This is a genomic window from Kribbella sp. NPDC050820 (assembly GCF_040653975.1).
GTDB lineage: Bacteria > Actinomycetota > Actinomycetes > Propionibacteriales > Kribbellaceae > Kribbella.
The window spans coordinates 1-12,617 of sequence record NZ_JBFAHB010000045.1 but is presented as its reverse complement, the minus strand read 5'-3'; the positions used below and the strand labels follow the sequence as shown (position 1 = coordinate 12,617).

Genomic DNA, 12,617 nt, shown 5'->3' with positions numbered 1-12,617 from the left:
ACGAGCGGACGATAGCGCATGATTAGCGATACCGTCGGGATGTGAGCGTGTCGCTTTCCTTGTCCAGTTCATGTCGTGACGTTCCGGGCTGAAGCGTTTAAGGCTGGCGGTCCGCCCGCTGCCGAAGCCCGAGGAGTCCGGGGATCGTGAGACCCGCCGATCAAACCGACGAACGTCGGAACTTTCGACTGCTGGTGAGTTCATCGGTGCTCGCGAAATTCGCGGACTACGGTCTGCTGCTGGTCGTCCCGCTGGCGGTTCTGCAAAACACCGATTCGGTCGCCTGGTCGATCGTCGCGATTTCGCTCCGCGGTGTCGCCTACGCGGTTTCTCCACTGATCGGTGCGCTGATCGACCGTTATGACCGGCGCACCCTGTATGTCGCGGCGATGATCCTGCAGTTCGGGTGCGCTGCCGTCGTCGCGCTCTGGACGAACAACACTGCCGTCCTTTCGCTGGCTGTTTTCCTCTCCGGATTGGGTGGTGTGGCCAGCTCGATTTCCGGACAGTTCGTCCTGGTCCCGGCACTGGTCGTCAAAGAAAACCGGCCCGAGGCGGTTTCGAAACTCGCGTTCGCTGTCGACCTGGCCAAGCTGGCCGGCTTTCTCCTCGGCGGTGTGAGCCTCGGCGGTGCGGGGCAGAAGTTCGCGCTCGGAGTGGTTGCTGCCTGCTATCTGCTCGCCGCCGCGGTCGGGTACCTGCTCCCTCGCCTGCCGGTCGAGGCCGAGCCGCAGACTCTGATCGCCGACCTGCTCGTCGGCTTCTCCTGGCTGAAGCAGCGAGACCTCGCGTTCCTGGTGGGAACGATGGCGCTGTCGAACCTGGCGATCGGATCCTTGGCCTCGGTGCTCGTTACGCTCTTCGGCGATCGCGATGTCGATCCGACGGTGATCTCTGTCGTCCTCGCCGGCAGCCTGCTGGTGGGTGCCCTCGGGTCGCGGCTCGGATCCCGCCTGCCGCGGCGTTGGTCGGCACCGATCCGGATCCTCGTCTGTCAACTGCTCCTCGGGGCCGCGTTCTTCGTGCTGACCGGCGCACCGTCGGTCTGGCTCCAGGCGTTGTGCTTCGGTGTAGTCGAGTTCGCGGCCGGCCTGAGCAACGTCGCCTCGATCACCTTCCGCCAGGACGTCATCCCGTCGGGCGTGGCCGGCCGCGTCAACAGCGTCATCCGGATGTTCATCGCGGGCGCGATCCCAATATCCGGAATGGTCTACGCGGCCAGCGAAGCACTGCACGTCCCGTTCTGGGCTCCGGCCATCGTCCTGGAGGCCCTGTCCCTGTGTGTCTGGTCCGTTTCGTCCTGGTCATCGGACGTGGAGCGGCGACCGGACAGGTGTCTCGACCGGTGGGAGGACTCGGTCGAGCCAACGGGGAATCCACCAGTTGATCGGGCCGAGGAGTTCCATCGAGGCTGGAAGTCGGCGTCATGATCGCGGCCGACCATGTCGGCCAGGTTCCGTACCAATGTGTCCTGAGCTGAGTCGTCGTGCGGGTCGTCATCGGACCGCCCGCACGGCGATGGTTTCGGTGGCTAGGCCGTCACGACGGCTGGGAGTCCGAACGGCTCGAAGAGTTCGGGGGAATGGAACGAGACCACGTGGGTGACGTGCCGGTTGGCGAGGGTGAGCACCTGGAGGGAGTGCGCGCGGTACTTGTCGGCGCCGTCCGGGGCGTAGTAGCCGAAGGCCGGCTGGCCGTTGGCTGCCGTGGGGAGCATTCGCGCACCGGTGGGCGGCCACTTGCTCGCTACCAGTCCGGCCACGGCGGCGCGTCCGGCGTACCAGGTCGGGACAGGCGGCATCTCCCAGACCGCGTCTTCGGCGAGCAGGCTGGTGAGGGCCGCAATGTCGGCCTGTTCGAAGGCGTCGACGTAGCGGCGGAGCAGGTCGCGGGTCTCGGCGTCGTCGAGTGGCGCGACCTGCTCGGCCGTGGGCGCCAGCCGCTCGATCCGGCTCCGAGCCCGACGCAGGGCGCTGTCCGCGGCAGTCACGGATATCCCGACCAGGTCGGCCGTCTCGGCGGATCTCATCCCGAGTACGTCGCGCAGGATCAGCACCGCGCGCTGGCGCGGTGGCAGGTGTTGCAGGGCCGCGATCAGTGCTAGCCGGACCTGCTCACGGGATTCCGCGACGGCCACCGGGTCGGCCTGCGAGTTGAACACCCAGGAATCCGGCACCGGCTCCAGCCAGGGAATCTCCGTGGCGTCCGGGCCGGGGTCGACCCGGGGGTCGGTGGTGGCCCCGCGCAGGTCCGAGGGCAGCGCCCGGCGGGATCGCTGCTCGAGCGCGGTCAGGCAGGCGTTGGTCGCGATCCGGTACAGCCAGGTCCGTAGCGACGACCGGTCCGGGTCGTAGACGTCGAAGGCCCGCCACGCCCGCAGGTAGGTCTCCTGTACCAGGTCCTCGGCGTCGTGGATCGAGCCGAGCATCCGGTAACAGTGCACCAGCAGTTCGCGGCGGAAGTCCTCCGCGCGCCGGACGAAGTCCGCTTCGGTCATGGTGTCCACCAGGTCCGCCCTCCGATTGGTCAGGGTGGCCGGCGAAGGCCTGCCGGCACCTGTACCTACCGGCTGCGCCGGTCGAACTCGTCGGCCCGAACCCGACGAATTCCGATCTGCGCGCCGGTATCCATCCCTGACAGTGTGCCGACGCCGGATGGAGAACGAGTGAACACGACTTCTGCGATGGGCCTGTCGGCCCGCCGTTGGGCCCTTGTGCTGGGATCGCTGGCCTCGCTGATGGCCGCCTTGGACACGCTGGTCGTGTCCACTGCTCTGAGTACCATCCAGCGCGATCTGGGTGCCTCGCTCGAGGACTTGGAATGGACTGTCAACGCCTACAACCTGACCTTCGCGGTCCTGCTCATGCCGGCCGCGGTGGCCGGGGACCGGCTTGGACGGCGCCGGATGTTCGCCGGCGGGCTGGCCTTGTTCACTGCGGGGTCCGCGGCGTGCGCGGTGTCCGGCGGCGTCGGTGCGCTGATCGCCGCCCGGGTGGTGCAGGGGGCCGGCGCGGCGCTGGTCATGACCCTGGCGCTGGCGATCGTCAGTGCCACCTTTCCGGCTGACCGGCGCGGGCTGGCGATCGGCGTCCTGGAAGGTGTCACCGGCCTGGCCGTCGCCTGCGGACCACTGGTCGGCGGCGCCGTGGCGGACGGGCTGGCGTGGGAGGCGATCTTCTGGCTGAACGTGCCGATCGGCCTGGTCGCCGTACCGCTCGCGCTGCGCAAACTGCCGGAAAGCCATGGCCCGGACACGTCGTTCGACCTGCGCGGGCTGGCACTGGTCACCGCCGGCGCGCTCGGCCTGGTCTGGGGCCTGGTCCGCGGCAACACCGCCGGCTGGACCAGCCCGGAGATCCTCGGCGCCCTGCTCGGCGGCGTCGCCCTGCTGGCCATGTTCATCGGCTGGCAGGCGCGGGCGCCGTACCCGATGGTGCCGCTGAGGTTGTTCCGGCACCGGGCCTTCGCGGCCGGCAATGTGGCGATCTTCTGCACGTTCGGCGCCCTGTTCACGGCCGTGTTCTTCTTCGCCCAGTTCCTCCAGACCACCTTCGGCTACGGGCCGTTCGACGCCGGGCTACGGCTGCTGCCCTGGACCGTGACGCTGTTCTTGTGCGCGCCGCTGGCAGGTGCGCTGACCGACAGGGTCGGCGAGCGGCCGCTGATGGCGGGTGGGCTGGCACTGCAGGCGATCGGCCTGTTCTGGGTCGCCTCGATCGCCGAACCCGGGATGTCGTACGGCGCCCTGGTGCCGCCGCTCGTGGTCGCCGGCTGCGGTGTGTCGATGGCGCTGCCCGCGGTACAGAGCTCGGTCGTCAGCGCCGTCGGCCACGCCGACATCGGCAAGGCCGCCGGTGTCAACAGCACGATGCGGGAGCTGGGCGGCGTGTTCGGTATCGCGGTCGGCGTCGCGGTGTTCTCCGGATTCGGCGGCACGGCATCGGCCCAGACCTTCGCCGACGGGTTCGGTCCGGCCATCAAGGTGGCCGCCGCGATCTCGCTGGCCGGGGCGGCCGCCGGCCTGTGGCTACCCGGCCGCACCAACGATAGGTCGACGCCACCACAGCAGGTTCCAGCTACGACGGAAGGACGCGCCCGATGAGCACGACCACAATGATCCGCTACCAGACCACCCCCGAGACCGCCGCCCGGAACCGCGAGCTGATCGAGCAGGTGTTGGCCGCACTGCCGGCGTTCCAGGAGTTCCAACACACCATCCGCGACCGGCTGGCCGTCGCACCCGACCGCACCGCGGCAAGCGAGCTCGGCTCCTTCCATCCCTAGCCCTTGCACCGACGTGTCCGGGGAGGAAAACGCACCTTGACCACACGCGTCAGCGTCAACGTCTGAGGACGCCTCTGCGCCGCCTTCCCGGGCGGCACGACCGTAGGACGACGGGTTCGTCGCGACGTGGGTGGTGGACGTCGGGCCTACAGTGGTGCCGTGGTGCTGCGCGTCGTCTTCGCCGAGGACAACCTTCTGGTGCGCGAGGGTGTCGCCGCGCTGCTGTCCGAGACCGACGACATCGAGCTGGTCGCGACGGTCACCGATCCGGGCTCGCTGATCGAGGCCGTTGCCGAGTACCGGCCGGACGCTGTACTCACCGACATCCGGATGCCTCCGACGTTCACGACCGAAGGCATCGACGCCGCCAAGCGGATCCGGGCCGGCCATCCGTCCACCGGGGTCGTGGTGCTGTCACAGTACGTCGAGGAGGATTATGCGTTCGACCTGCTGTCCGAAGGCGTCGCCGGGCTCGGCTACCTGCTGAAGGAGCGCATCTCGCAGGGCGACGAACTGGTCCGGGCGCTCCACGACGTCGCGCGGGGCGGCTCGGTCCTCGATCCGCGAGTAGTGGAGGGACTGCTCGCGCGCAAGGCGCAGGAATCGCGGTCACCGTTGCTCGGGCTGACCGACCGCGAGCGCGAAGTGCTCGAGGCGATGGCGGCCGGTCGCAGCAACTCGGCGACGGCAAAGGCCCTGTTCATGAGTGAGCGCGCCGTCGAGAAGCACGTCGGCTCGGTGTTCCAGAAGCTGGGTCTTACCGATGAGGCCGATGTCAATCGCCGGGTGATGGCGGTGCTCGCCTTCCTCGAAGCCACCGGCGGTCCCTCCGCACGCTGACCGGACCGGGCATGAGGGTGGGACAGCCGCACGGTCTACGGCGGCCAGCACCATGTCGTCGGGGGTGGCGGCCGCGCCATGATGGCGCCGAGGAGGTGTGCGGGTGCCAGATGTGCGCGTCCTGGTCGTAGACGACCAGGAGACGTTCCGCCGGGCGATCGCCGCCGTCGTCTCCGAGACGGACGGCTTCGTTGTCGTGGACTCCGCCGGGTCGGGCGAGGAGTCGCTCGCTGCCGTCGCCCGGCTGCGCCCCGATCTGGTCCTCATGGACGTCAACCTGCCCGGCATCGACGGTATCGAGGCCACCCGGCGTATGACGCTCGACCCTGACGCGCCGGTCGTCGTCCTGCTCTCGACGTACGACGAGGACGACATCGACATCTCCGGTTGCGGTGCTGCGTCGTACGTCGCGAAGGCCGCGTTCGGCCCGGACCGGCTGGCAGCCACGTGGGCCGCGGCTACGACGTGGCCGCCGACCCAGCCTCGCCAAGCGGAATGCTGATCGACAGCACGTCCCCGTCACCGAGGGACGGCGACCCGCCCACCGCCTCGACACGGTCGACGATTGCCTGTACATCGACCTCGGCGCGAGCGACTCCCCGAATCCGCAGTACCAAGTCCGGTCCCATCGTCAGCAGGCCGACCTCGGCGGATCCGGAGCCGGCACTCAGGGCCTCGACGCAGCAGAAGTAGACCGCCGCCTCGACCCTGGCAGGGAACCGCCGGACGGCCGACGGCTCGACGTGCAGGGCGGCCTCCGGCCTGCTTCGTGCCAGGTGTGACCGCAAAGCCGGCACCAGACCCGACCGGGCGAGCTGGGTCGGGAACACGCCACGGGTCAGTTCGCGCAAGGACTCCAGCGCCGTGTTGGTCCGGGTCACGAGTCGTTCGAGCTCGTCCAGGGTGGCGGACCCCGATGCCGCGACGCTCAGGCTGCCGAGCTGGGCGGGCATCGTGTCGAGGTGTGGCAGCACCTCCCGCGAGATCGCCGACTCCAGTTGGCGGCGGGCCGCGTCGTCGGCCGCGATGATCCGTCGCCGCGACTCGGTCAGTGCTTGTGTGGTCCGGTCGAGGGCCGCCACGTGCTCAGCCAGCTCGGCCTCGATCGCGGCATTGCGGAACGCCTGCGCGGTCTGGTCGGCCAGGTCGTGCAGCAGTCGTTCGTCGACCGCGCGGAGCCGACGGCCCTTCGGCATGGTGACTCCTATGCTGCCGAGGGTGTCGCCACCGTGTCGTACGGGCGCTTCGTACTCCGGCTGCCGGTGCGGCGTGCCGGTCGGCCAGTGTTCCGGCATATCTCCCGCGCCGGGCACGCGCAGTACCGCGGTCGAGCTTGCCGCGGACACCGCACGGCCGGCCGCTTCGGCGACGGCCGGAAGCAGTGTCTGCGGTGACGGTGTCTCGGTCAGGCGCCGGCTGAAGTCCGCGAGTGCCTCGTAGGGAAGCGCCCGCGAGCCGTAGGCGAGCCGGTTCGCGAACCGGACGACTCGCCGTCGCAGCGGCTGGAAGGCGAGGGCGACCAGCGACGTAGCGAGGAGCGACAGCCAGAACCCGTTCGTCTGGGTGTTGACGACTGCCGCGACCGCCACGACCAGACCTGTGTACCCGATCGCCGCGAATGCGGTGCCGACAGCGAGTACGACGGCGCGGTTGATGATCACCTCGATGTCGTACAGCCGGTAGCGCAGTACGGCGATGGCGAACAGGATCGGCAGGCAGAAGTAGGAGACGAACAGCGGGAGGCTCGCGGCCCAGGTCTGCCGTCCGCCGTTGAACAGTTGGACGACGAGCAGCCAGACCAGGCCCACCACCGCCAGCAGAACAGACACGGCGATCAACCGCAGTTGCTGCCGTTGCACGCCTCGGCTGAGCCGCAGCCGCCGGAACATGCACACGGTGGCGGCGATGAGACCACCGACGGTGAGGAGGATGCCGGCGGTGAAGAGCACGCTGCCGACAGGGCCGGCCTGCTGCATGTCGATGTCGAACTCGGTCGGCGACACGGTGAGCTGTCCAGCGGTCCAGCAGCCGAGCCCTGCGAGCGTCGCTATGCCCGCGATGCGCCAGCGGCGGGACAGGAAGTGCCCGTCCGGCGCGACCAGGTACATGATCGCCAGCGCGCCGAGGATGAGTTGGCCGCCGAGCAGTACGGCGGTCCATCCGGCGACGCTCCCGACGCTCCGCGGCCCGGGGCCGTCATACCTCAGCACCCAGAAGCTGTAGGCCTCGGTCAGCAGCGAGATCGATCCGCTGACACCGGTCAGGCAGAGCAGCCAGCCGATCGGATGCCGGGCATACCGCGACACGATCAGCGCCCCCATCGCGGCCGAGCCCACGGCCGCGGCTTGGACGAACGGGAAGCCGTGGACGGCGACGGCGTCCTCGGACAGCAGCGGCCAGTACCTCGCGGTGATCGAGACGTCTCCGACCGCGACCAGCACGGTGATTGCCGTCAGCGTCCAAGCCACCCGGGCGTACATGTCAGCCTTTCTGTCGGTCCGGAATGTGAAGGCATGGCAACCGCGCCTCGACGATGGTGCCGCGGCCGGGTGCGGTCTCGATCGTCAGCGTGCCGCCCACCGCCTCGACGCGGTCGCGCATGTTGGCCAGACCCGCGCCGGAAGCCGTCGTCCTGGGGTCGATGCCGGATCCGTCGTCCCCGACGATTGCCGTGAGCCGGTCGGGATCGCCTCGCAGCTCAACCCGGATCGACCGCGCGGACGAATGCTTCGCGGCGTTCTGCAATGCCTCCAGCACGCAGAAGTACGCTGCGGCCTCGATCTCGGCGGAGTACCGGCCGGTGCCGACCTCGTGGAGCTCGACCGGGACCGGGCTCGTGGAGATCGCCGTCCGCAGTGCTGCGACCAGTCCCTCGTCGACGAGCAGGCTCGGATAGATGCCTCGGGAGAGGCTGATGAGCGTGTCGATCGTTGCCGTTGCCGCCGGACCCTGCGCCGCGATCAGCCGATCGGCCCGCTCCGGCGACCGCCCCGCCAGCGTGTGGGCCAGTCGCAGGTTCACGGCAAGGGCCACGAGGTGCTGCTGGGCGCCGTCGTGAATGTCGCGTTCGAGCCGTCGTCGCTCGGCGTCCTGCGCGTCGACGAGTCGCTGCCGGGATATCCTCAGCTCCTCCGCCCGGGTGGACAGTTCCTGGAACCGACGCCCGAGCTCAGCTCGCAGCCGGGCCCCGCGCAGTACAAGCCCGGCCTGGTCCGCGAGCCCTGCGAACAGCCGTTCCTCGACCGGTGAGAGCGGTACGTCGTCGCGTTCCTGAATGGCGAGCACGCCCAGCAGGTCTCCGGCCTGGCGTACCGGGAGCTCGCGCCGGCCGGGCACGCTGCCGGCTCCGGGTGCTCCGACCGCCGAGCCGGCACCAGGGGGCCAGGAAGCGGCGAGGGTCAACCGGTCGTCCACGACGAGCCACACCTGCGCGCCAGCGGCACCGGTGCCGTCCGCGAGCACCTTGGCCATCCGCACCGGCAGCTCCTCGTTCGCGTAGGTGCTGGTCAACGCGGCCGAGAACCGGCTCAGGACGTCGTACGGCGACAAGCGGCCGGCCCGCACCAGCTGGGACGCGACGTCCTCGAGCCACGACTGCACCGGCTCGAAGCCCAGCGCGACCACCGCCGTGGCAAGCACGGAGAGCCCCACATGCGGCGACGACGTGTGGCCGATCAGCACGCCGCCGCCCAGCACCACGGCGACGTACACCAGCAGCACGAACCCGGCCAGTCCGCCCAGCACGAGCACAGCAGCGAGTCGTTCGCGCCGGGATCGCCCTCTTCCCCACCGCCTCCTCACCTCTGCAGTCTGCGCCCATCTGCGGCGCGGCGGGAGGGCTCTGCCCGAACCCCTAAGGGTGGGGTTGGCCGCACGATCGCCCGCAGATGGCACGCGGCCAGCTCCCGGACGTCGTGCGCCTAGCCCGATGGGCGCGAACTTCCGGAACGCCTTTGCTTGTTACACGCCGCTCGACCGGGGGGCAGAAACAGACGCAGGAGAAATCAGATGTCCGTCACCACCAGCACCACCATCCGGACCACGGCCGCCCGGGCCGAGGGCGTCAGCAAGTTCTACGGCACCGGCGACGCCGTCGTCGCCGCGCTGAAGGACGTCGACGTCGCCCTCGATGCAGGCAGATTCACCGCCATCATGGGGCCGTCAGGGTCGGGAAAGTCGACCCTGCTGCACATGCTCGCCGGTCTCGACCGGCCGTCCTCGGGTGAGGTGTACGTGGGGGGCACCCGGATCACCTCACTCAACGACAAGGCACTCACGCTGCTGCGCCGGGACCGGATCGGCTTCATCTTCCAGTCGTTCAACCTGTTGCCGACGATGAGCGCCGCGGAGAACATCGTTCTCCCGATCCGCATCGCCGGCCGCAAGCCGGACGACTTCTGGGTGCGGTCGATCGTCGAGAAGCTCGGCCTCGCCGAACGGCTCGACCACCGTCCCACCGAGCTGTCCGGCGGCCAGCAGCAACGGGTCGCCGCAGCTCGCGCCCTCGCCTCGCGACCGCAGATCATCTTCGCCGACGAACCCACCGGTGCCCTCGACTCGACGTCGGGCACCGAGCTGCTCGGCTTCCTCCGCACGGCGGTCCGGGAGCTCGGCCAGACCGTCGTCATGGTCACGCACGACCCGACGGCAGCCGGCTACGCCGACCGAGTCCTCTTCCTGGCCGACGGCCACGTCGTCGACGAGATGGACGAGCCGACCGCCGACGCCGTACTCGACTTCATGAAGCACCTAGGAGCATGACAGATGTTCACCGCAACCCTGCGAGGCATGCTCGCGCACAAGCTGCGACTTGTCCTCACCGTCGCCTCGATCGCACTCGGAGTCGCGTTCCTGGCCGGCACGCTCGTCCTGACCGACACCATGCGGCTGGCGTTCGACCAGCTGTTCGGCAAGGTCTCCTCCGGCACCGACGCGGTAGTCCGAGCCGAGGCCGCCTACACCCAGTCCGAAGGCACCGGCACCAGCCGGGGTCCCATCCCGTCCTCCGTACTTCAGAAGGTGCGCGGCGTCGACGGCGTCCGCACCGCCGAGGGCGAGGTCAGCGGCTACGCGCTGCTGACCGACAACGACGGCAGGGCCGTGCTCACCAGTGGTGGCGCCCCCACCATGGGCTACAGCATGCCGGCGGACCCCAAGCTGCGCGGCGACGTCAAGTTGCGCAGTGGGAGTGCACCGTCGGGACCGCATGAGGTGGCGATCGACGCCACCAGCGCGGAAGAACACCACATCGCGCTCGGCTCCACGATCAAGGTGCTGCTCCGTGGTCCGACTCAGGAGTTCACCGTGGTCGGTACCGTCGGCTTCGGCGGTGAGAAGAACCTCGGCGGTACGACGTCGGCGTACTTCGACGCAGCGACCGCGCAGAAGGTACTCGGCTCACCGGGAGTCTTCGACGCCATCGAGGTCAGCGCCGAGCCCGGCGTGAGCCAGGCCGAGCTGGCGCGGCGGATCGATGCTGCCCTGCCCGACGGCGCGGAGGCGGTCACCGGAGCCACCGTGGCGAAGGAGGCCTCGGACGCGATCAACGAGGACCTCAAGTTCGTCAGGTACATGTTCATGATCTTTGCCGGCATCGCGTTGTTCGTCGGATCGTTCATCATCTGGAACACGTTCACGATGACCGTGACGCAGCGGTCCCGCGAGATCGCGCTGCTGCGGGCGATCGGCGCCACCCGGCGCCAGGTCAGCAGGAGCCTGATCATCGAGGCGTCGCTGCTCGGTGTCTCCGCCTCGGCCGTCGGCATCGGTCTCGGCGTCGGCGTCGCCAAAGGGCTGAAGCTGCTGATGGACGTCGTCGGCTTCAGCCTGCCGAGCACGTCGCTGCAACTGCAGCCGCGCACGATCTGGGTCTCGCTGCTGGTGGGCACGATCGTGACCGTCGTGGCGGCTCTCGTCCCGGCCTTCCGGGCGACGAAGGTGCTGCCGGTGGAGGCATTGCGCGAAGCCGTGCCTGGTGCCGGCAACCCGTCGAAGAAGCGCGTCGCGACCGGCGTCGTTCTCTCCGGCACTGGCCTGACCGGGATGTTCTCGGCGCTGTATGGCGACGCCGGCATGGCGATGTTCGGCCTGGGTCTGCTGGGCATCGTCGGCGGAGTCATCACGCTGCTGCCGGCCGTCGCCCGTCCGCTGGCATCGCTCATCGCAGTGCCGCTGCGGCTGCGCGGGCTGCCCGGCGAACTGGCCAGGCAGAACGCGATGCGCAACCCGCGTCGTACGTCGTCGACGGCGGCCGCACTGATGGTCGGCCTGACGCTGGTCGTGAGCATGGGTGTCTTCGCGTCCTCGCTGAAGGCCTCGTTCGGCGATGTCATCGGAGGGTCGACCAACGCCGACCTGTTCGTCACTGCGTCGAGCACCCAGGCGCCGGGCTTCAGCCCCGAGGTGATCAAGGTGGTCGAGGCCGTCCCGGGCGTCGACAAGGTTTCGGCGAGCGGCTGGGGTCAGGCACGGTTCGACGGCGCGGACTCGAAATACTCCGCAGTCGACCCGGCGACAGCCGCGGACGTGCTGAACCTCGGATTGTCGTCTGGCTCGCTGTCCGATCTCGGCACCGACGGAGTGGTGGTGCAGAAGGCGGCCGCCACCGCACACGGGTGGAAGGTGGGTGACACGATCCCGGCAGAGTTCGCGGAAACCGGCAAGCACAACCTGCGCGTGGCCGGTATCTACGACACCAAGGGTTGGATCGGTGACGACTTCGTGATCAGCACTGCTGGTCAGACGGCGTACGCCGGAAGGCAGCTCACGGCGTCCGGTCTGGTCACCATCGCAGCCGGCGCCGACACGGCGACCGTGCAGAAGGCGATCACGGCGGCCCTGGCCGACCACCCCGACGCCAAGGTGCTCGACCGGAAGGGCTTCGAGAAAGAGGCCAGCGGCTTCATCGACGACCTGCTCACCTTCGTCACGGTGATGCTGGCGCTGGCGGTGCTGATCGCGCTGCTGGGCATCGTCAACACCCTGGTGCTGTCGGTGTTCGAGCGGACCCGCGAGCTGGGCCTGCTGAGGGCGGTCGGCATGACACGCGGTCAGGTTCGGGCGATGGTGCGCTGGGAGTCGGTGGTGATCTCGCTGATCGGCGCACTGGCCGGAGCCGGCCTCGGCATCGGCCTGGGGCTGGCACTCTCGCAGGTACTCGCGGACGAGGGCGTCAAGGCGATCTCGATCCCTGGCCTGCAGGTCATGCTCTATGTGGTGCTCGCGGCGGTTGCCGGCGTACTGGCCGCCGTCGGACCGGCCCGGTCCGCGGCCAAGGTCGACGTGCTGCGGGCGGTGGTAGCCGACTGACCACCTGCGGCCTGGCGCAACCGCGGCCCGGGGGGGGGGGCCCCCCCAACCCCCGGGCCCCGGGGGGGGGGGGGCTCGGCCGGGGGGACGCGGGTGCGTTCGGGGGGGGGGGCGCGGGGGGGGGGGGGCCTCTGGTGGGGGGTGGGGGCTTTTGTGGGGGTGTGGGTACGGGGTGTAATCGGACC

At 69.5% G+C, this 12,617-nt stretch carries 10 protein-coding genes; 7 read left to right on the top strand and 3 right to left on the bottom strand.

Annotated elements, in window-relative coordinates; all coding sequences use genetic code 11:
* Positions 1-194 precede the first annotated feature (194 nt).
* Positions 195-1,430, top strand: coding sequence for an MFS transporter (locus AB0H36_RS30690; RefSeq protein ID WP_360531243.1), 1,236 nt, complete (start codon positions 195-197; stop codon positions 1,428-1,430).
* Between the two features lie 101 nt (positions 1,431-1,531).
* Here AB0H36_RS30690 and AB0H36_RS30685 read toward each other — a convergent pair whose 3' ends face one another.
* Positions 1,532-2,530, bottom strand: a complete 999-nt coding sequence (locus tag AB0H36_RS30685; RefSeq protein WP_360531426.1) for a sigma-70 family RNA polymerase sigma factor — start codon at positions 2,528-2,530, stop codon at positions 1,532-1,534.
* A 135-nt stretch (positions 2,531-2,665) separates the two neighbouring features.
* On the opposite strand from AB0H36_RS30685, the gene AB0H36_RS30680 reads away from it, so the two are divergent.
* The 4 genes from AB0H36_RS30680 (at position 2,666) to AB0H36_RS30665 (ending at position 5,626) form a co-directional block, all read left to right on the top strand.
* The gene (locus AB0H36_RS30680; RefSeq protein ID WP_360531240.1) at positions 2,666-4,102 is read left to right on the top strand and encodes an MFS transporter; all 1,437 of its coding nucleotides are present in this window, start codon (positions 2,666-2,668) and stop codon (positions 4,100-4,102) included.
* Positions 4,099-4,284, top strand: a complete 186-nt coding sequence (locus tag AB0H36_RS30675; protein WP_360531237.1) for a hypothetical protein — start codon at positions 4,099-4,101, stop codon at positions 4,282-4,284. The genes AB0H36_RS30680 and AB0H36_RS30675 overlap by 4 nt, the downstream gene beginning before the upstream one ends.
* Before the next feature lie 159 nt (positions 4,285-4,443).
* A complete protein-coding gene (locus AB0H36_RS30670) occupies positions 4,444-5,124 on the top strand; it encodes a response regulator transcription factor (protein ID WP_360531234.1) in 681 nt (226 codons plus the stop codon).
* A 103-nt stretch (positions 5,125-5,227) separates the two neighbouring features.
* Positions 5,228-5,626 carry a response regulator transcription factor gene (locus tag AB0H36_RS30665; RefSeq protein ID WP_360531230.1) on the top strand — a complete coding sequence of 133 codons (399 nt, stop codon included), beginning with the start codon at positions 5,228-5,230 and terminating at the stop codon, positions 5,624-5,626.
* Here AB0H36_RS30665 and AB0H36_RS30660 read toward each other — a convergent pair.
* Both AB0H36_RS30660 and AB0H36_RS30655 read right to left on the bottom strand, forming a co-directional pair.
* Positions 5,583-7,604 (bottom strand): hypothetical protein, encoded by a 2,022-nt coding sequence (locus AB0H36_RS30660; RefSeq protein WP_360531227.1) that lies wholly within the window; start codon positions 7,602-7,604, stop codon positions 5,583-5,585. The two genes, AB0H36_RS30665 and AB0H36_RS30660, sit on opposite strands and share 44 nt — an antisense overlap.
* A gap of 1 nt (position 7,605) precedes the next feature.
* Positions 7,606-8,925 carry an ATP-binding protein gene (locus AB0H36_RS30655; protein ID WP_360531224.1) on the bottom strand — a complete coding sequence of 440 codons (1,320 nt, stop codon included), beginning with the start codon at positions 8,923-8,925 and terminating at the stop codon, positions 7,606-7,608.
* Positions 8,926-9,132: 207 nt separating this feature from the next.
* Between AB0H36_RS30655 and AB0H36_RS30650 the strand changes: the two genes are divergently transcribed.
* The gene (locus tag AB0H36_RS30650; protein ID WP_360531220.1) at positions 9,133-9,885 is read left to right on the top strand and encodes an ABC transporter ATP-binding protein; all 753 of its coding nucleotides are present in this window, start codon (positions 9,133-9,135) and stop codon (positions 9,883-9,885) included.
* Positions 9,886-9,888: 3 nt separating this feature from the next.
* Complete coding sequence (locus tag AB0H36_RS30645; protein WP_360531217.1) at positions 9,889-12,432, top strand: FtsX-like permease family protein; 2,544 nt, start codon at positions 9,889-9,891, stop codon at positions 12,430-12,432.
* Positions 12,433-12,617: the final 185 nt, after the last annotated feature.